This window comes from Shewanella xiamenensis (assembly GCF_024971755.1).
Classification (GTDB): domain Bacteria; phylum Pseudomonadota; class Gammaproteobacteria; order Enterobacterales; family Shewanellaceae; genus Shewanella; species Shewanella xiamenensis.
The window spans coordinates 344,799-364,879 of sequence record NZ_CP079718.1 but is presented as its reverse complement, the minus strand read 5'-3'; the positions used below and the strand labels follow the sequence as shown (position 1 = coordinate 364,879).

At 48.6% G+C, this 20,081-nt stretch carries 19 protein-coding genes; 8 read left to right on the top strand and 11 right to left on the bottom strand.

Features of this window, described 5'->3' with window-relative positions; translation table 11 throughout:
• Nucleotides 1-5: 5 nt before the first annotated feature.
• Together proB and KXJ80_RS02690 are read left to right on the top strand one after the other, a co-directional pair.
• On the top strand, nt 6-1,112 hold the full coding sequence (gene proB, locus KXJ80_RS02695) for a glutamate 5-kinase (protein WP_218678145.1): 1,107 nt from the start codon (nt 6-8) through the stop codon (nt 1,110-1,112).
• Nucleotides 1,113-1,123: 11 nt separating this feature from the next.
• On the top strand, nt 1,124-2,371 hold the full coding sequence (locus KXJ80_RS02690) for a glutamate-5-semialdehyde dehydrogenase (RefSeq protein WP_259474522.1): 1,248 nt from the start codon (nt 1,124-1,126) through the stop codon (nt 2,369-2,371).
• A gap of 78 nt (nt 2,372-2,449) precedes the next feature.
• Here KXJ80_RS02690 and KXJ80_RS02685 read toward each other — a convergent pair whose 3' ends face one another.
• Nucleotides 2,450-3,943 carry a KAP family P-loop NTPase fold protein gene (locus KXJ80_RS02685; protein WP_218737756.1) on the bottom strand — a complete coding sequence of 498 codons (1,494 nt, stop codon included), beginning with the start codon at nt 3,941-3,943 and terminating at the stop codon, nt 2,450-2,452.
• 309 nt (nt 3,944-4,252) lie between these two features.
• Entirely contained in the window at nt 4,253-5,785 is a 1,533-nt protein-coding gene (locus KXJ80_RS02680) for a DUF3612 domain-containing protein (RefSeq protein ID WP_218737755.1), read from the bottom strand.
• A gap of 183 nt (nt 5,786-5,968) precedes the next feature.
• Here KXJ80_RS02680 and KXJ80_RS02675 point away from each other — a divergent pair, with 183 nt between their 5' ends.
• Nucleotides 5,969-6,532, top strand: coding sequence for an aldolase/citrate lyase/malate synthase family protein (locus tag KXJ80_RS02675; protein ID WP_037423939.1), 564 nt, complete (start codon nt 5,969-5,971; stop codon nt 6,530-6,532).
• A gap of 244 nt (nt 6,533-6,776) precedes the next feature.
• A complete protein-coding gene (locus KXJ80_RS02670) occupies nt 6,777-7,727 on the top strand; it encodes a YeiH family protein (protein WP_069453938.1) in 951 nt (316 codons plus the stop codon).
• 49 nt (nt 7,728-7,776) lie between these two features.
• On the opposite strand, the gene KXJ80_RS02665 is transcribed toward KXJ80_RS02670, so the two are convergent.
• Nucleotides 7,777-7,932, bottom strand: a complete 156-nt coding sequence (locus KXJ80_RS02665) for a hypothetical protein (protein ID WP_162531799.1) — start codon at nt 7,930-7,932, stop codon at nt 7,777-7,779.
• Between the two features lie 103 nt (nt 7,933-8,035).
• A complete protein-coding gene (locus KXJ80_RS02660) occupies nt 8,036-8,581 on the bottom strand; it encodes a helix-turn-helix transcriptional regulator (protein ID WP_037428372.1) in 546 nt (181 codons plus the stop codon).
• A 144-nt stretch (nt 8,582-8,725) separates the two neighbouring features.
• Here KXJ80_RS02660 and KXJ80_RS02655 point away from each other — a divergent pair, with 144 nt between their 5' ends.
• From KXJ80_RS02655 to KXJ80_RS02640, 4 genes are read left to right on the top strand one after another with little or no spacing between them, the layout of a single operon-like run.
• Nucleotides 8,726-9,928 carry a hypothetical protein gene (locus KXJ80_RS02655; protein WP_055647185.1) on the top strand — a complete coding sequence of 401 codons (1,203 nt, stop codon included), beginning with the start codon at nt 8,726-8,728 and terminating at the stop codon, nt 9,926-9,928.
• Nucleotides 9,925-10,953 carry an efflux RND transporter periplasmic adaptor subunit gene (locus KXJ80_RS02650; protein WP_069453937.1) on the top strand — a complete coding sequence of 343 codons (1,029 nt, stop codon included), beginning with the start codon at nt 9,925-9,927 and terminating at the stop codon, nt 10,951-10,953. Before KXJ80_RS02655 ends, KXJ80_RS02650 begins: the two co-directional genes overlap by 4 nt.
• A gap of 1 nt (nt 10,954) precedes the next feature.
• Nucleotides 10,955-14,008, top strand: a complete 3,054-nt coding sequence (locus KXJ80_RS02645) for an efflux RND transporter permease subunit (protein ID WP_069453936.1) — start codon at nt 10,955-10,957, stop codon at nt 14,006-14,008.
• The gene (locus KXJ80_RS02640) at nt 14,005-14,310 is read left to right on the top strand and encodes a DUF3240 family protein (protein WP_099457210.1); all 306 of its coding nucleotides are present in this window, start codon (nt 14,005-14,007) and stop codon (nt 14,308-14,310) included. The genes KXJ80_RS02645 and KXJ80_RS02640 overlap by 4 nt, the downstream gene beginning before the upstream one ends.
• Nucleotides 14,311-14,352: 42 nt before the next feature.
• Here the strand turns inward: KXJ80_RS02640 and KXJ80_RS02635 are convergent, their stop codons facing one another.
• The 7 genes from KXJ80_RS02635 to KXJ80_RS02605 form a co-directional block, all read right to left on the bottom strand.
• On the bottom strand, nt 14,353-14,988 hold the full coding sequence (locus KXJ80_RS02635; protein WP_218737753.1) for a paraquat-inducible protein A: 636 nt from the start codon (nt 14,986-14,988) through the stop codon (nt 14,353-14,355).
• A gap of 104 nt (nt 14,989-15,092) precedes the next feature.
• Nucleotides 15,093-16,283: a cyclic di-GMP phosphodiesterase gene (locus tag KXJ80_RS02630; RefSeq protein ID WP_037423961.1), complete on the bottom strand. Its 1,191-nt coding sequence runs from the start codon at nt 16,281-16,283 to the stop codon at nt 15,093-15,095.
• A 217-nt stretch (nt 16,284-16,500) separates the two neighbouring features.
• Complete coding sequence (locus KXJ80_RS02625; RefSeq protein WP_055647188.1) at nt 16,501-16,743, bottom strand: hypothetical protein; 243 nt, start codon at nt 16,741-16,743, stop codon at nt 16,501-16,503.
• Between the two features lie 7 nt (nt 16,744-16,750).
• Complete coding sequence (locus KXJ80_RS02620; protein ID WP_037428353.1) at nt 16,751-17,488, bottom strand: DNA-binding protein; 738 nt, start codon at nt 17,486-17,488, stop codon at nt 16,751-16,753.
• A 15-nt stretch (nt 17,489-17,503) separates the two neighbouring features.
• Nucleotides 17,504-18,046 (bottom strand): core component of ECF transporter, encoded by a 543-nt coding sequence (locus tag KXJ80_RS02615; protein ID WP_088586415.1) that lies wholly within the window; start codon nt 18,044-18,046, stop codon nt 17,504-17,506.
• Entirely contained in the window at nt 18,043-18,726 is a 684-nt protein-coding gene (locus KXJ80_RS02610) for an energy-coupling factor transporter transmembrane component T (protein WP_069453932.1), read from the bottom strand. The genes KXJ80_RS02615 and KXJ80_RS02610 overlap by 4 nt, the downstream gene beginning before the upstream one ends.
• A complete protein-coding gene (locus KXJ80_RS02605; protein WP_218737752.1) occupies nt 18,716-20,080 on the bottom strand; it encodes an ATP-binding cassette domain-containing protein in 1,365 nt (454 codons plus the stop codon). Before KXJ80_RS02605 ends, KXJ80_RS02610 begins: the two co-directional genes overlap by 11 nt.
• Nucleotide 20,081: the final 1 nt, after the last annotated feature.

Genomic DNA, 20,081 nt, shown 5'->3' with positions numbered 1-20,081 from the left:
GCGCTATGACAGACTCTCCCCGTAAACGTATCGTCGTCAAAGTGGGGAGCGCCTTAATCGCGCCCCACAAGCAAGGTTGCAGCAGCCATTATCTCTTGGGTATCGCGCAGTTTATTACTTACTGCCGCGTCCAAGGTATTCAAGTGGTACTGGTTTCATCCGGCTCGGTTGCCGCTGGTTGGCATCATTTTGAGGGCCAAGTTCAGCCGAGTGTTACGGTGAAAAAGGCCATGGCGGCTGCGGGTCAGGCGGATATGATGGCGACGTGGAATAAGCTATTTGATTTCCCCACAGCCCAACTGCTGCTGACCCATGGCGACTTACGTAATCGCGAGCGTTATATCAGTATTCGAGACACCATTTTTAGCCTGCTCGAACACGGTTTAATGCCGATCATCAATGAGAATGACGCCGTGACCGCCGACAAACTTAAGGTTGGCGATAACGATAATCTCTCGGCCATGGTGGCGGCTGCGGCCGATGCCGACACCTTAGTGATTTGCTCGGATGTGGATGGGCTCTACGATCAAAATCCCCACGAATATCCCAATGCCAAGCTGATAAAGCAAGTCACTGAAATCAATGCCGATATCTATGCGATGGCGGGAGGCGCCAGCAGCGATGTTGGCACCGGAGGCATGCGCACTAAGATCCAAGCCGCCGAAAAAGCCATTTCCCACGGCATTGAGACCTTTATTATCAATGGCTTTAATGCAGATTCTTTTAGCCAACTGCTAAAGGGGCAAAATCCGGGTACCCTCTTTACCCCCTACGAAAAACCGATGCAGGAGCATTTGCATTGGATGACCCACACCTCGCAAGCGCAGGGCGAAGTGATCGTCGAGGATGATTTTGACCTCGCACTCGATCAGCACAGCGAGCAATTAACCAGCGATGATGTAGTTGAAGTCAAAGGGGATTTCTCAGTGGGCGACACCATTCTGGTGCGTAAAGGCGATGGCACTAAGTTGGCGAAAGCCAAATCTAACTACAGCAGTTGCCTACTGAGTTTTATTACCGAGCAGGATGATCAGGCGTTTGCCAGTGAATTCCAGCAAAAAACCGGCCCCATCATTTCCGATAAGAATATCGCCATTCTTAAATCCATTTGAGTGGAGAAACTATGAGCCTAATTAAACAAATATCTGCCGATGCCGCCCATGCGGCCCGTACACTCGCCCAACTCGATGAGTCGCTTAAAAACACCGTATTACTGGATATGGCGCGCTCATTAAGGGAAAAAACCTATGAAATCCAAAGCGCGAACCTGATTGACGTACACCGAGCGACTCAGGATAACTTAAGCCCTGCAATGGTCGATCGCCTCACGCTGAACCAGCATCGTATCGAGGCGATGGCGCAAGGAATCGAAACTATCGCCGCCCTGCCCGATCCCGTTGGGCGCGAGCGTTTTATTGGTAAACGCCCCAATGGTTTATCTATCAGTAAGATGCGCGTGCCACTCGGCGTGGTGTGTATGATTTATGAGGCGCGCCCGAATGTCACCGCCGATGCTGGTGCCCTTTGCTTTAAATCCGGCAATGCGGTGATCCTGCGTGGCGGTAAGGAAGCACTGCACACCAGCAAAGTGATCGCCAGCATTTTACAGGCGGTACTGACCGCCTATGGTTTGCCTAAAGCACTTATCAGCGTAATCCCCGATCCTGACCGCGCCCTAATGCTCGAACTGATGCAGCAGCGGGAATTTATCGATGTGATCATCCCCCGCGGTGGCGAAGGACTGATTAATTACGTCACTGAAAACAGTAGCATTCCGGTTATTCAGCACTTTAAAGGCGTGTGCCATTTATATGTGGATAAAGACGCCAATCAAGATATCGCCTTGGATTTGCTGCTCAATGGTAAAACCCAACGCACAGGCGTGTGCAACGCCCTCGAGGGCTTGTTAGTACATAAGGATATCGCACCGCGATTCTTGCCCCGCGTCGCCAAAGCACTGGCCGAGCATCAAGTAAAAATCAACGCATGCCCTCCGGCCGCCGCGTATTTCGACGCCTGCACTTATATGGCAGAAGAAGATTTTGGCCAAGAATACTTGGACTTAGAAATCGCCATTCGCCAAGTCGACAGTTTTGAGGTCGCCACCCAACATATCGCTAAGTTTGGCAGCCACCATACCGAGGTGATTTGCACCGACAATGAACTCACCGCCGCCCGCTTTCAACGCGCAGTGGATGCCTCGGTCGTTATGGTGAATGCCTCATCACGTTTTTCCGATGGCAGCGAACTCGGCCTCGGCGCCGAAATCGGCATAGCCACCACTAAACTGCATGCCTACGGCCCCATGGGACTCGAAGCCCTAACCACTGAAAAATATCTGGTTTCAGGCACAGGACAGATTAGGGCTTAGTGATTACGTCGGCGATGTGATTAATTAAATAATAAAGCCCAAGGCATTGTCCCTTGGAGCTTTGGTTGAAGCTGTATCTTACTTATCAAAAGATACAGCTAATTCAACCCAGTTTTTATAGTCAATTTTATTCGCAGAAAGTTTTAGCAAATCAATCTTATATAATAGAAAAACTTTCTCGGTGTGGTTTGATACTCTGTGATAGTCATAATTCAGGCTTTCTAATATTTCGTTTCTATCTTCTAGGCATAAGCTATTCATATCAGACAAAACCATTGCTAATCTAGAACTTAATCTTACACAATTACTATTTCCAACCTCTCTTGCAAAAAAACCTCCGCTAGAACCATATAAAACAAAAAAATTATCTATCTTATAGTCAATTCGACCTATTAAATTATCAAAATGAGTATGGTTAGTACTTGTTGTATCTAGCCAATCTGCATAAAGATAATAATGCTTATCTCTTAAAACAAATAAAATTAGTAACAAGTAAGGATTTAATGTTTTGGCTGTATTGCTTAAAACAGCTAAAAATTTATCAGTTAACTGTTCCGTTTCTCTTAACGATAGTCTAAATCTATCTGCCACAATAGAAACCACATTAGTAAAGTCATCTAATTCAGCTAGGCTAGGTACAAATTCCTTCCACTTAGGATTATAAGTGACTTTATTTTCAGTAATATGGCTTACAAATTCATAGCGAGAAAGCTCGGTTAACGAGTAGCGCCGCCTAAAGAACCGACCTAAATAGGTTTGAGCATCAAAGCCTTCACCATAAACTGCTTTCACCGCATGCTGTAGTTGTTCAGTATCAGTCGCCACAATAAAGGCAATATTATCTAATTCAAAGAAGTGCTTAACCACTTCCAACATTTCTAAGGCATAACTAGGTCGACAGCGATCAAGCTCATCAATGAAGATAAAAGCAGGCACTTTTAAAGCACCTTGCTTATGTGCAATGACTGCAGTAATTAATGCTTTAATTTCGTTTCGCAAATATTCGACTGACTGCAATTTATCGTTATGGTCTTTTACTAAGCATTGTGCAACTGCGGCGGCAGATTCACTTAAAGTATCAGAAATAAATTTATCATCACTTTTTGGCTCACCTTCAACTTTAATATCATCTAAATTCAAACCAACAGCCTTTTTCACCAATCCTTTGAGTAAAGCAGGCGCAGCTGCTTTGATAAATCGGGCTGATTTTTCAGTAATATTTGACAGAATTTCATTTTCAACAGGCAATTGCTCACTTAAAGCATTTATCAAAGATGAAATAACGGTAAGCATAGGATCGTCAGAGTAATCCTGCTTCCATGCATCAATGTAAACAACAGGGTGCGTATCTTTAATGCTTTCCATCCAGCGATTAATAAAGTAGGTTTTACCAGACCCCCACTTTGCATTTAGGTTTAAAACATAGCCGCCATCGATAGCATTAACTGCCAAATAATTGTGTAAAAAAGAAGCGTATCTAGCGCGATCTAATGTATCCCTTGGAAATAGTTCCATTCCTTCTGCGCAAAACACAGGCTCTTTCCAGTTAAACTCTACAATATCATCAGACATAAAATCCCTTTTTATTAATTAGTTACTCATACCTCAGAATAAAGCCGTTATGTGTGCACTATCAACTCAATGAGCAATACAGACATCTGAGTTCGCTGAGTTAAACATTCTCGCGACAGTGACCATTGGCGACATAGCCGCTCATTCACATCCATGTGATCGCGGCATTCGCACATCCATATGCTGCAGACGCCGCCGTCGAGCCCTCAGGGACGACTTCTTATAAAATAAAAGGGCGACGTGTCACTGAAGTGAGAGTGCTTAATAGCAGCCATTTACTAAACCCTATGCAAAACTTCGAGGCATAGTTTACTCCACCCCATCACACTGAGATTTCCCCGCTTGATAACAGCTGGGTTGCCGTGGGCAGACGGCGCCGCGGGAGCAGATAAGCCGGGCATCATTTTTAATGCCGCGCTCAATCCAGTTGATATTCAATATCTTAGCCACGCTGACGAGATCGCTTTTAATATGCTTGGGAATCGGGACTGAGCCACCGCCAGAGACACAGGCGGCTTTTAAATCATGGGCTATAGAGAGTGCATCTTTACCTTGGGCTTCAATGGCCGGATTCAAATCGATACCGGCACAAAGCACATGGGGGTTGCCCGCCGAGTCTTCGACCTTAATCGACTCGCAGCAGTAAATCCGTGGTTCATTGCCCACATTTAAAATCGAAATTTGCGCCGATGTCCCAACTGAAGGTTCACTGATCATTCTAAACACCGCCCAGTGCTGGCAAGGGTCTTCCACCAGCCGCATATTGCCCCAAGGCAGGGGAATGCCATTACCACGGTAAACGGCTTTGAGTTTGCCCGGCGCATAGGCATCAAAATAATGCCAATGGGGATAAGGCGATACCACAGTCATCCGTCGCATGGCGACCGAGGCCGACACTTGCAGCTGTTTATGCACCTCAATTTCGTAACCGTGGCGGTCGAGTAATTGTCGATACGGCACCTTAGGGCATAACAAGGCTCCGGCAAAGAAGCTGGACTCAAAGTCGCGCCACGCATGCAAAATATCCTGCGCGTTCAGGGTATTAGACTGCATGGTCACTTCTTCATCCATCTCCAGTTTTCGGCCGGAGATCATCACACTCTTAAGCCCATCTTTGTTGTGCAATACGCAATGACCGATATGGGCGGCGAGATCGTACTTCAGCCGACTGGGGCGATTTTTAAGGACTTTATTGATGTAAATCGTGCTGGGCGGCTCGAAGAAAGAGGTCACTAACTGATGGGAGCTTACGCCACGCTCGTCGATCACCTCCTGGGGCGTACTATCTATCCATTTGATTTTTAAGCCTACTCCCTTGGCAATATCCAACATATCCTCGAGGGATAAGGGCATTCGTTTTAACCCAACCTCTTCGGCTGCACGTTCAAGATCGGGGAAATGGTTTTGATGGTGCTCCTGATGGGCGCGAATTAATAAGTGGGCGAATTGTCGACCCGAGATCCCCGTCTGGGATAGCATTTCAGGAATCGCTATTTGCAAAATATCATTTGAAAACAAAAAGCTGGGTTCGAGTGCCATGCCACTGATCCCACCACGGCGGCCCTTGTCCGGCGTGATGGCACTCTCCTCGGGCACGTCGTCTAAAAACCAGTCAACGTCCTTTTGAAATACAGTGGCAATCACGGCCAACATTTCGGCACTCGGCACGCGTTTTCCGCGTTCGATCATCGACAAATATGACACAGAGGGCGCACTGCCTGCATCGACGCGGATGCAACGCGCGGATAAATCTTCCATGGTTAAATTGTTACGTTTCCGTAGGTTACGTATTTTTGTTCCAAGGAAGTGTGATTTTCTCATCAAGCTCTGGTCATTGCGCATTTTGTAAAATTCACATTGTAAAATTTTTATTGTGAAATTGTAGTCAAAAAAAGACTAGACTACAAATTAAGCAATCGAGGAAGGGTTATCCACCTAGCACTGCTTAACGATTAACGCTGTTGGACAAGCTAAAGTGAAATCAAGGCCCTAATTTTTAAATTGGAAAGTGTAGAGGAACTAGCGATGAATATGTCAATTATCAAGAGCAACCAGATCCAATCGAATCTTAACAGCTTCATCGCAGAAGAAGTGCTTGCCGTCGCCCAAGTGAACGTGGCCGAGCATGAAAAACTTGCCCAAGCGAAGCAATTCCTCGACCGTCATTTCCCGCTGGATGCGGGTTCGCACCAGGATGTGATCAGCTATGTGGTTTACTACCAACACCTGCTGGCATTTTTTGCCGACGGCAGCCACAGCGGATTACGCCAAACCAAGCAGTTTGTTGCCTTCAACGGCACTAAAGATGCACCAAGCGCCATAGTGTTACAGGACCAAGGCTGCCATGTAGAGTTATGTTTCGACCGCACTGGCATGATAGGCGCGCGGGATTTAGCGAATTTGGAAGATGTACAAATCGAAACCCCAATGGCACAAGCGACTGAGCCAAAGGACACTCGCAACGCCACATCTCGCCACTGGTTAAGCCTGTTACATGCGGGAATGCCAAGCGCCAACGATATTCAAGACAAGTTGTTTACCGCTAAAGACGGTGGTGATTACAGCCTGCAAAGCATTGTTAATCTTTAATTTAATCCTACAGTTGGAGGAGATGAAACCATAGGTGAATCTCCTCAGCTTTCCTTGATGTTCATTCCATCGGCCCAATAGTCAGTAAAACTGACTCTCAAAATAAATTAAATTGATTTTATTGAAGATTAATTCCATCGCTATAATACCCGCTTTTATCAGCGTCTCAGTTCTAACCTCGTTGCCATATAAAACCGCGCTCCAGTAGTTAGAACCAAACACTCAGTCGCAAACCTAAGGCGTTATGAATTTTTCATCGATAGTCTCGCAACTTAAGCAACCCCATCGCCTTATGTTTATCTGCGCTGCGCTACTGTGTCTCGCGCCTGTTATCTCATCCCCTATGGCACTTGTGCTCGGTTTTACCTTAGCCAGCCTAGGTTGGGTACCAAACGACTGGAATATCGCCGCCCTCACCAAAAAATTACTGTCCTATTCGATTATCGGCTTAGGCTTTGGCATTAACTTCAATGCCGCGATTGAGGCCAGTAGCCACAATCTCGGGCTGATTGTCGGCTCGATTATTTTTACGCTGTTCTTGGGCTTTATGGTGACTCGCGCTTTAAAGTTTGACCCGATCACAGGGCACTTAATCGCCTCTGGCACCGCTATTTGTGGCGGTAGCGCGATTGCTGCCGTATCGCCCGCCATTAATGCCAAACCAGACCAAACCGCTACCGCATTAGCCTGTGTATTTGTACTCAACTCGGTGGCTTTGTTTTTATTCCCCGCCCTCGGGCATTTACTCAATATGAGCCAATACGATTTTGGCGTGTGGAGTGCCATCGCGATTCACGACACTTCCTCAGTTGTCGGCGCGGCCTCTGCCTATGGTGATGAAGCACTTAAAACCGCCACAACCATTAAACTGGCGCGCGCACTGTGGATTATCCCTATCGCCCTTGTCAGTGCGCTGATCTTTGGCGGCGATAAACGTAAGCTTAACCTACCGTATTTTATCGGATTTTACTGTTTAGCCATTGCAATCGCCCATTGGTTGCCGCAGTTTCAGCCGCTCTACGACACGCTGTTTATGGTGTCGAAACGTACCTTGGTTCTGTGTCTATTTTTGATTGGCGCGGGGATTACGGTGCAAAAAATGCGGGCAAGCGGTCCTAAGCCTTTGCTGCTGGGCGTGATCCTGTGGGCAGCGATAGGAATAACGTCTTTAGGTTATATTCTGTATTTTCAATAGATTGGATTTGAGTCTAACGACTCTGATTGACGCGCTAACGCGGGAAGCTTTATTCGGCGTTGGGTTTAATCCGCCAAGCCAACCCCAGTACGCCTAAAAAGGCGGAAAACTCAATCAGCGAGCGGAGTAATCCTGTGGTTTGCGTGGATGCAACGAGGGCAATAAAGCAAAACACAATCAGTAGCGAGTTTTTCAATTGCATCATCCGACAAACTTAGGGGATGATCATTATTGTTTAGAACTAAAAAGCCAGCCAATATCGATTTTCAATAACAAATAGCTATAAAAACTAAGCCTGAGAGTTTAGCTTAAGCGGCTTTATGGGCGCTATCGGACTCGTTTGCCGCCAGTTCTTGGTTATGTTCTTGAATAAAATCCTCCATAAACCAAGCACAAAAGGTGTGGCGGCCATCCACATCGGCCTTGCCATAAATGGTCGACGCCTGTTGGCGCACGGTTTTCTCTTTTGTCTGCCTAACTTCGGCAATTTCTTTAAAACTCAGCCCCTTAAGCAATAAAAATGCGACTTGCTGCTCGCTCTTGGTAAAACCCCAAGTATCAAACTGGTTCGATACGGCTTGGCTGTATTCCTGTCTGGCGGAGCGCATTTGGGTCGACATATTGTCGATTTTCTTATCGGCGTACTCGAGGCGTTTTGCTAAGGCTTTAACCTCGCGCGAGCGGCGCATTAAATCGTAACTGAGGTAGATGGCACCGACAGCGGTGAGCACTAAGAGTATGGCTTCCTGCACTAAGTGCCATTGCGGAATGCCTAATTGAATGTCGGAACTAATGTCAAAAAGCTTAAAGCACATGATGAGTGCCAGCAGACCAATAATGACAATATCCTTCATCTAAAACTCCTAAATAAAAGCAAAATCAATCAATTACTTTATGGGACATATGTACCATAGGCGGATTTATGATACAGGTCCCCGATGACTTTCACCCGTCAATCCCTACACTGACAGCATTGTTTAATACCACAGAATCATCTCATGTCTGTCAGTTCGTCTTGTATCAAGTTATGTCTGTTGACCAGCTTAGTCGGCAGTAGTTTCCTGTGTCTTGCGGCGGAAGCCGAACTTTCCCAAGCGCTGTCAAGCAGCCAAGCGAGGTTGACTCATCTCACTTCGTCGAATACCCAATCGGCAAATTTATCCAGCTCGACCTGGCTCACTGGCCTGCCGAGCATTAGCTTAAGTCACCTCGGGAGTTTGGATAATAGTAACAGCTACGAGCAGGAACTCTCAGTCAATTTGCCATTTAAATCGCCCGCGCTACACAGCAGCGATAAGCAAATAAAACAACTCGCCGAGCAAATTCATCAACAACAAACAGCGCTGCAAGGCTTGTATCTCTCGGGATTATTAAGGCAGAGCTTGTGGGAATACCGCCAGAGCGAAGTCAAACTGTCGCAGCTTGAGCGCAAACAGCAGTTGCTCGATAAACTCCATCGCCAGCAAAAACAACTGACCGATGCGGGGGAACTGCCACTGGCCAACACTCTGCTACTGGAGCGGGAAAGTGTCGATATCGCCTTAAGCCGCGCCGACATTCTGCAGCAACAAGCCCAATCTTTAGCCCTGTATCAACAGCTGACGGGTCAAGACCGAATGCCGAGCGCGATAGAAGAAACTGACCGCCCGCTTGGCAAGGGCGCCGAGACCTTAGCCCAACATCCCCTATGGCAATTGCTAAAGCTGCAACAACAGCAACACCTGCTGCTGATCCAAACTCAGCAAGCGGGTGAGCGTGATCCTTGGACCGTCTCACTCACAGCAAAAAATACCGCGGATACGGGCGTGGATGATCAGCAGTTAGGCATCGCCGTGTCAGTGCCCTTAACCTTGGGCTCGGCGCTGTCCCAGAGCGATTTGTCCCAATGGCAACAAGCGAATACCGAGCAAAGTCTCAATCTTGACCGCAGCGCCCTCGAGCTTAAAAACCAATGGGATCAATTAGTCCGCCAGCAAACTAACCTCGTCGAGCAACAGCGCCTACTCACCCAAGCGCTCGCCCTCAGTCGCACCATTACCGAGGAACTCGCCAAGGTAAAAGATCAAGATCAGGTGAGTTATGAAGTCTGGCTACGCCGCTATATGGAGGCGCTCGACACCGAATCCCGCTTGGCGCTCAACCGCGTCAGTTTACAACAACTGCATTCCCAACAACTCCAAGCCTTAGGAATTTCATTATGATGGCCAAGTACGGCGCATGCCTTCTCTGTTTATCCACGAGTGTTGTAGGTTTGGCACAGGCCGAAAGCTTAGCCATTAGCGCCTTAGGTAATCTCGACCTCAGTTACACCCAACCCCAAAGAGTCGCCAGTTATGAGGGCAGCCCACTGCCGGCGCAGGTTGAAATTCTCCCCGGCAATGATTACTGGATCAGCACGCCCGAGAATATCCAGCAGGTGCACTTTCTCGTCGGCCAAGGCCAGCGCGTCAGTAAAGGCCAAGCGATAGTTAAACTCACAGGGCCAGAAGTGTTCCACTACCTCGCCCAAGTCGAGGCCGCGGCGAGCCTGTATCAACTCGCCAAGAGTCGTTATGAGCGCAACAAACCTTTGCTCGCCAATGGCAGCATAAGCGCCGAAAAATGGCGTGAGATCAGTCAGGACTATTTCACGACTCACCTCGAATACGAGCATATGCAGCACTTTATGGAGCGCGTCCACAGCACGGATGCGGCAACTGACTCCTTAGTGGTCGCCGCGCCCGTTGACGGTATCGTTAAACTCAATGCCATCAGCGGCCCTTATATGGCGGGGGATCAGCTATTTTCACTGGTGCCCAATAACAGCATCCGCGTCAAAGTCAATGTGCCGACGGGGCAGTCACATTCCTTGTCGGCCATCAACATTAATCAATGCCATATCGCGATTGAGTCACTGTCGGCGATTGCCGAAGGCGCCTTTGTTACGGCTTGGTCATCGGCGGTGCCGCAGGAATGTAACCTGTTGTTAGGCCAGCAAATGACAGTGGTTCCCGAGTATCAAAAGGCCGTGTATTTACTCCCCAAAAACAGTGTGTTTAGTTGGGAGCAAGACAGCCAAGTGTTCACTCGGTCCGATAGCCAGCTCAATGCGCTAACGGTCGATATTTTAGGCTCAACGCCGGAGCAATATATTGTCGCCAGCGATCAAGACTTGAGTCAGCTGCAAGTCCTATCCCAGTCGGTTGCCGCGGTGAAAGGCATCATGCTCGGTTTAGGAGGCGAATAAGATGCTCACCTCTGTGATCCGTTTTTCGCTCACTCAGCGACTTTTTGTGCTGATTGTGGCGCTGATCCTCATGTTGGCTGGCGCACGAGCTTGGTTTGCCATTCCCTTGGATGCCTTTCCGGATATTTCCCCAACCCAAGTGAAGATCATCCTCAAGGCTCCCGGCATGACGCCGGAGGAAATCGAGGCCCAGATTACCGTCCCGATTGAAACCGAGCTGCTCGGCATTCCGCAGCAATCGATTCTACGCTCGACCACTAAGTATGCCATTAGCGATATCACCCTCGATTTTGAAGAAGGCACGGATATCTATTGGGCGCGCCAACAGGTGAGCGAGCGCCTCTCGGCGGTCTGGGACAGTTTTCCCGAAGGCGTGAGTGGCGGTGTGGCGCCCATGAGCACGCCGCTCAGTGAAATCTTTATGTTTTCACTCGAAAACCCCAATCTTTCCCTGCTGGAGCGACGTCAATTACTCGAGTGGGAAATTCGGCCGCTGCTGCGCACAGTGCCGGGTGTTGCCGATGTGAATATCCTCGGCGGTTATGCCAAGAGTTTTAGTATCAGCCCCAATCCTGCGGCGATGGCGGCTGCGGGCGTGAGCTTTGCCGCGCTGCAACAGGCGATTGTGGAGAATAATCACAACGAAGGTGCTGGTAAGCTCACCATAGGTACAGACACCATCATAGTGCGCTCCGAGGGACGCATCGATGATATCGACGAGCTTAAACAGCTAGTGATCAAAGCCGATAATGCCAAAGTCTATCGCTTGCAGGATCTCGCCGATATCCAGATAGGCCACCTTGCGCGATACGGCGCCGTCACTAAGGATGGCAACGAAACCGCCGAAGCTTTAATCATTGCCCTCAAGGACGCCAATACGGCACAAGTGGTTAACAACATTAAGGAAAAGCTGGCGCAAATCAGCCTGACTCTCCCTGAAGGCAGCCAGATAAACACCTTTTACGACCGCGCTAACCTGATCAATACCGCTATTGAGACTATCTCCAATGCGCTATTCGAGGCCGTAGTGCTGGTCATCGTATTGCTGGCGCTGTTTTTAGGTAATGTGCGCGCCGCGTTAGTGGTGTCCCTGTCGCTACCGCTAGCCGCACTGTTCACCTTTTTGATGATGGATTACTTCAATCTCTCCGCTAACTTGATGAGTCTTGGAGGCCTCGTTATCGCTATCGGCATGTTGGTGGACTCCTCCGTGGTCGTGGTTGAAAACATGGTGAATTTAATCGCCACTAAACAGCGTTTGCCGCGTTTACACTTGATCTTTCGCGCCACCAAAGACGTCGCCATTCCCGTAGTCTCGGGCACGGTTATCGTCATCATAGTATTCTCGCCACTGCTCACTCTCAGTGGTTTAGAAGGCAAACTCTTTACCCCAGTCGCCATCACCATAGTGTTTGCCATGCTGTCGGCGCTGGTGTTATCGCTGACTGTGATCCCCGTGATTGCCTCATACCTCGTTAACGAAAAGGCCGCGAAAGAACCTAAGGCCATCGAAAAGCTCAAGCATCTTTACCTTGGCAGCCTAAAGGCCTGCTTTGGTTGGCAAAAACCTTTTATGCTCACCGCCTTTAGCTTGCTGATCGTCAGTCTGGGCCTATTTAGTCTGGTGGGGAAAACCTTTATGCCGACCTTAGATGAGGGCGACATCATTCTCCAGTTAGAGAAATCCCCTTCGATTTCCCTCGACGCCTCCATCGCTATCGATAAACAGATCCAGCAAACACTGCTAAGCCAAATCCCCGAAATCAAACAGATGGTGGCACGCACTGGTGCCGATGAGATTGGTTTAGATCCCATGGGATTGAACGAAACCGATGTGTTTTTAGAGCTGGCGCCCCGCAGCGAATGGCGTTTTGCCACTAAAGAGCAGCTTATCGATGCCATCCGCACTGTGCTGCTTAAATATCCCGGCGTGAACTTTAACTTTACGCAACCGATACAGATGCGCGTCTCCGAAATGCTCACAGGCAGTATTGGGGATGTCGCGATTAAAGTATTCGGTAATGATATCGAGACCTTAGGCAAACTCACCGGAGAGATAGAGCAATTGGTCACCGCCACTCAGGGCAGCGTCGACGTTAAGATGGCAATGATTGAAGGCAGCCCCTTTATCAATCTCACCTTAGATAACGAGCTGGCCCGTGGGTTTGGGATGAGCACTATGGAGTTTGCCCGTTACCTCAAGAGCCAACTCGAAGGTGTGGTCGTCACCGAGGTGCTGCAAGGGAAGAAGCGCACGCCTGTGCTTATCGCCAATAATCAGGCGCAGATCAGCAATATCAACGAACTGCAAAATCAGCTATTGGTAATGCCTGATCATTCCCTAAAACGCCTAAGCGATGTGGCCGTTTTGAGCTATAAACAGGGCCCAATCCTGATCGAGCGGGAACAGGGAAATCGCTTTTCGGTAATCACCACCAACGTTCAAGGGCGGGATATTGTGGGCTTTGTGGAAGAGCTTAACAGCAAAATCGCCAAGGAAATCAAACTACCAAGCGGCTATAGCGTCAGCTTCGGTGGCGAGTTTGAAAACCAGCAGCGCGCCACCAGCAATTTGTTGCTGGTGATCCCCATAGCTATCGCACTGATCACTTTGATTTTATTCACCACCTTCGGCTCGCTAGCAAAATCGGGATTAATCCTCGCTAACGTCCCGTTCGCTATGATGGGCGGTATCGTCAGCTTGTATCTCTCGGGGGAGTACCTCTCGGTGCCCGCTTCAGTAGGTTTTATCGCCCTGCTAGGTGTCGCGGTGCTTAACGGCGTAGTGATGGTCAGTTATTACGAACAAACCAAATACTTATTTGGCAGCCTCAGGGAGCGAGTCGAACAGGGTGCCGCGCGGCGACTCAGACCCATTCTGATGACGGCCACCACCGCCATGTTTGGTTTGATCCCCTTAGTGTTCGCCTCGGGCCCTGGTGCTGAAATCCAAAAACCCTTGGCCATTGTGGTGATCGGTGGCTTGCTCACATCGACCATTACGACCCTGTATTTACTGCCCATGTTGTATTTTTGGCTGGAGAAACGCCGATGAGCACCGAACAACTGCTAGTCCTGATCGCCCAAAACGATATCAAGGACGATATAGTCGACACTCTGATTGAGTTGGAGTTTTTATCCGGCTTTAGCTTGGGCAATATTTGCGGATTTAGCCGAGAGCACAGCCATTTCAATATCAAGGAACAGGTGGAAGGTTATCGGGAGTTTTGTAAGTTTGAGATTATGCACCCTGCAAGCCAGCAAAGCGCCCTGCTTGAAGCACTAGCAAAGGTCTGTAAACACAACCGTTGCCGTTATTGGATTATGCCCATCTATCAAAACGGCACGCTTTCCTAACAATAAAGGGCATACAGAACCGGCTGTATGCCCTTTGATTGACTACAGAATCGGGGTTGGACGACGCACTAAGTAACCACTGACGATGGAGAGGATGCAATAGGCGGTAAAGAAGTAAAATCCGCTCTCAAACTCCGCCTTGGTCTTTAGCATTTCACCCATGCCACCAGAGGCATTACCCGCCAAAAAGGTAATGATCAGAGCCACCACAAACACATCGGCCATCGACCATTTCGCCAGCGCAGACACTAGATGATGAATACGCCACTGCAGCGCAATCGAACTCACGGTTTGTTGTACCAACATTAGACTGAGTTTTACCGCAGGGATAATGATACTAAACAGCATCACCAGTCCTGCAACTAAGCCATTACCAGTATTATATAATTCGGTGACTGTGCTCCAAATACTGCGGGTTTGCTGCAATACTTCTACCTCACCTTTAAGGTTATTTAGCCCTAGCAGGCCACTAACCATATTCAACATGCCGCGGGCACTGTCGCGCCCCGAGTCATCATCGAAACTTTGGGCAACCTGCTCAATCCCCTGTTCGGCTAATTTGGCCTTATTTATGCTGCCGTTAAGGCTCAAAATGGGCTGAGTTACGCCGGGAATTAACAACGCCAAAGACAGCAGAATAACGAGAATGGGAAGGGGAGATTGACGAACACTGTTCATAACTAAGCCCAAAGCAAACTTTTACCCAGTGTAAGGCTTTTGGCGCAGCGGGGGCAATGAATGGCACTTAAGATCTTGGTAGATATCAAGTGCAACTTGGGCAATCAATAAAAGGGTGATGGATCTATATCTAAGGAGCTTGGCGATACGCCACGCTCAATGTGAAGTTCTGATTTAAGAAGGTCTACCATGGCGACTTCAGTGTAACGCTTTGCTTTTAGAGAATAAAAACACTTCACAATTGGATGTAATGCATCTCTATCCTTGGAGGTCCAAACAATACCAACTCGACCATCGGACAATTCGACTAAAGAGCCTACAGGATATACACCGATACAACGAATAAACTCATAAACCAGCTCTTGATCTAAGTGAAATGGCGTCAAGCTCAGTAAGATCTTAAAGGCGGCCGCAGGACTCATGGCCTCTTTGTAGCAACGCGTCGCGGTTAAGGCATCAAATATATCGACAATACAACTCATCCGACCGTGGCGAGGTATCTCATCTCCCTTTAACCCCCTTGGATAACCCCGCCCATCTAATTTTTCATGGTGCATTAGGCAGATATCTTTACTTATCTGCGACAACCCTTTGGTTTCGTTCATTATTTCAAGTGCATATACTTGATGCAACTTCATATGCTCGAATTCTTCAGGCGTGAGCTTGCCCGGTTTATGCAGGACTTTATTGTCGACCTTAATCTTGCCAATATCATGCAAAATGCCGCCCACCGCCATTTCTCTTAACATAGCGCGGTCGAGTTTAAGGTATTTACCGAAAGTAACGAGTAGGAAGGCGACATTCACTGAGTGCTCTAACAGATAAGCATCTTTAGTGCGCAGTGCTGACATACACTTTAGGGCGTCTTCATCCAACAACACTGACTCGATCATGCTGTCAGCAAGTGCTTCAAAAGGAGCGACTTCAATCGCTTTACCCTCGAATGTTTCTGAAAGTACTTTGCGAATGAGATCCTTCGCTTCGGTCAAAATGACCTTCGCCTGCGCTTGTTGCTTCTCACGGGTCAGTAGGGATTTTTTAACTTCTGATAGGCTATCGTTGCTGGCTTTACGTTTAAAACCACAATGTTCAGCCGAACGCTCCGTATCGACCCAAACATATTTGATGCCACTCTTTGATAATTTTAGAATCGAGTCCTTGTGCTTGATTTGTCCAGCATTTGCAATTGCCAACCGGCCCTGATCATTTCTGTCAATTGCTGTGACAAACATTCCCAACGTCAATTTCGACACTGGCAATTTGATTAGGTCAACCGATTCTGCCGACTCACTCATACTAGCAACCCCAAGGCATAGAGAATATTACTGCTATCGACTACGTAACATGCCGCACTATTGGGCGCACGATGCCGTTGTTTACTTCCTGGAAGTATAGGACAGTATAACGCGCATTCTATGCTGAGGAAGATAAAAGCACCATATGCTTTGATGATTAGCATCAAAGAACAAGACAAAAACCTAGTAGAATCCTATGCCATTACTCAAGAGCGAGCTAATCGTCTAATAATATAGCATTTTTTAATATTACACATTCGAAGCTTGCCACCATCCAACGGCGATATTGGCAGTTATAGCAGGAATGAAGATCATCATCTATCTGCTCATCTTCATCATCTGGAGCAAAATGAGTGCACAACCGCGCCGCCCGCCTTGCTTCTGAATATTGCTGTAAACCCGCCCGAAAAATCCAACGTTCAGTCTCATATTCAAACAGCTTGAGTAACTTTTGATCCATTCCCACCTCAATAGTCCTGCAAGGCTTGCTTGCCAGCATTACGCCACAGCTCACCGTCCTTCGCGACTAATAAAACAAATTGATGTTCAAGATAGACAGCTTTTACTTTGCCTTTGAGTTGGACTTTTTCGTCTGCGGCCAAGCGGTATTTATCGGTACTCATCACCGCATCCAAGCCGGTTTGTTCAAGGATATCCGCCACAGGTAGCTCAAGGGAAACCTCTTCAAGTTGACCGAGTTTGATTTGGCCCTTCACTCGCCCATCATTGCCCATTAACCGCAATCCAAGCCCAGCCAAAGCACCAATCACACCTTGACCAGTACCACCGTGTTCAGTCAGATGAATCTGTAACTGCTCAGCAAGCTGATAGGCGGCCGCTTTGGTAATGACTTCACACTTGGCTCTGAGCCCAAAGTCTATCAGCGCGTTCACATCATAGTCGGAATCGACATCCAAAATTGCAATCCCAGGATCTGCCTTAGGTGCAGATTCAGCCACCAGATGCGCGACCGCCAGACGATAGATCTCGGCCTGTGATAACGGCGACTGCAACGCAAAACACATGGCGCTATTGTGAGAGGTGTAAGGAATATCAGGATGCACAAATAATTGGTGCCGCGTCACAAAGGAAGCCTTGCCACCCGAGTTTTGCGCGAGCAAATGTGCAATTTCCTCAGCTATCTCGCCTGTGCCTTTAGTGCCAATGTCGTCGGTATCATCGATACAAATAAGCCAATTTTTCATCGGTATTCCTAGCAGTTAAAACTTGTCACGGTGGAGGAGGTCATGGGCCTTAAGCCTATGCAGCACGGGAGGCACCAGCAGGGCACCTAAGGTGGCAAAAAATCCACCCTTAAGCACGCTCGCACCCCATTGGATCAGCACAACATCGAGCGCCATGCCCGCCAACACATTCGTGAGTGCCACTTTGATCGCCCAGGCCATACAGCCAATAATGCCTAAAATCACGCAGCGCCAGTACAGGCTTAAGGTGAGAGGTAGCAACAAGGCCACCAGATCCATCGCAATAGCAGGTAAGATAAACTTCAATAAAATCATTGGGCCGCCCTTACCAACACCGAGCGCCATCGCGACTAGCCCTGCAACACCACCACAGGCAATCATGCTGCCAAAACGCCCAAGTACGCCGTAGCAAATCAAATAGAAGAAACTCATCAAAAACATGCTATGGCCAGAAATCCCGAGCTTAAGCCTTAACATACTCGTCAATGCCACCAGCAAAGTGGCGCAAAAACCAATAAACAGCGAGTCCTGCAAACTCAGAGGAAGTTTTTTCTTCATTTTTTGTCTCTCGGTGAGTGCCAATGGGTGACACGCGTACTCTTGCCAAAGTGACGACTCTGGGCCGCAACCGCCATCTGGCGAGATAATTTAAGTAATTGGATTAATACAGGAAACAGCACGCAATACACTAGCTCAGGCCAATTTTTAGGATTTCGCAGCGCCTTAGGGGTAATACGCGCGCCTCGCAGACATTGGATCTGGTAAATCTCGCGCACTTCGTCCGCCATATAGGGCAGCAAACTCAAAGATGCGGCCACCACAAAGGCCCATTTGCTCGGCAAAAATGCACTTAATACTTCACCAATGCGCTCGGGCGCCGCCGTGATACACAACCACCAGCCGGGGATAGTCGCTAAAATAATGCGTCCCACCACCACGGCGCCTTGGGCGAGGTGATCAACGCCATAGAGCAATAAATAAAGACTTAAAGTAATCGTCAGTTGAATCACACCGAGTTTAACCACGCCCATAATACTGCCCCGGCGCGCTAAGCCATGGAGCACTAGCAAGCCATTCACGGCCGCCAGCGGCAGCAATAAATCGGCGGGCAATACAAAAGCGCAGGCGGAAAGTACGCAGACGAAAAACAGCGACAGCGCGCATAGCGTAGTTTCTTGCTTCTCGCGACTCCAACGCCGGCGGGCACGTAGTCGCCATCGACGACAACTAACCCACATAGCGCTCCTCCATCAGAGTGTCTTCCGTCAACAACCCATTGTGTAAACTGAGTTGCCGAGACACGGCACTATGCACGACTACTCTGTGACTACTCATTAGAATGGCGCAACCTTGTGCACTGAGGCGCTTGAGCAGATACCATACTTTGCGATAGTACTCTTTATCCATGCCCGCGAGTGGGTCATCGAGTAGCAGCACCTTAGGCTGCAAGCAGGCTAATGATGCCAAGGCAATAAGATGCTGTTGACCGTAGGACAACTTATGAGGCGAATGTTCGGCCAGCGCACTCAATTCGAGATCGAGCAGCATTTGCTCGGCACGCTCTTTAGGCAGTTCGAAACGATTCAAACTAAACTGCATCTCGGCCAGCACGCTGGTTTCAAACAGTTGTCGACTCGGCCTTTGCAGCAATAACCCTAACTCGGCGCCATACACACCGAGTTTAGGTTTACGGCCTAGCACCTTGAGTGGCAAGCGCAGCTTTAGGTGCAGCATACCCGCGATGGATTTTAATAGGCTAGTTTTACCCACACCATTATCCCCCACTAAGGTCACTATCTCGCCGGCGTGCAATTCAAACCCTTGTGGACAGCTAAACAAGGGCTGACAACCATCGAAGCTGAAATCAAACGCCTCGGCGCTCACCTGTACTTTGCCTAAGTGATGAGTACTGCCCCAAGCTCTCACTGGCGCTTCCTGCACGGTGGCATCGCTGACGGTATATATCCCCTCGGATAAACGGCCTGCCTCTAATTGCCAATAGTGCTGGATAATCTCGGCAAAGGCCGCCGCATTATGCTCCACTAACACCAATGCCATGCCTTCGGCAATTAGATTGCGTAATACCGCTAACAGCTCACTCACACCATGGTCATCGATCTGCGCCCATGGCTCATCGAGCAAGAGTAAATGCGGCTCACACACCAACTGTGCGGCGATCATCAAACGGTATTTTTGACCGAGGGAAAGGGTACTGACTGGAGTGTCGAGCCGTAAAAACAGCCCGACGCGTCGCAGCGCTAACTGCACTTTAGGTAACATATTCTCGGCGGGGATGCCGAGATTCTCTAAGGCGAAGGCGACTTCGGCACCAACAGTCTGCCGCAGTAACTGAGTTTGCGGATCCTGCATCACTAAGCCAGTAACCAACTCGGGGTGACGCCAAATATCGCCCTCATGCGGGCGATTCTGCACGCCCGCCAGTAGATTTAATAGACTCGATTTACCCGAGCCCGTGGGCCCACTCACACAATGGCATTGGCCTGCGCCAATCGAGAGCTTAAGCTCCTGTAAAACCGGGGCTAGCTGGCTGCCATAGTTAAAGCTGACACCGTCGAGCTCGAGTAATTTCATC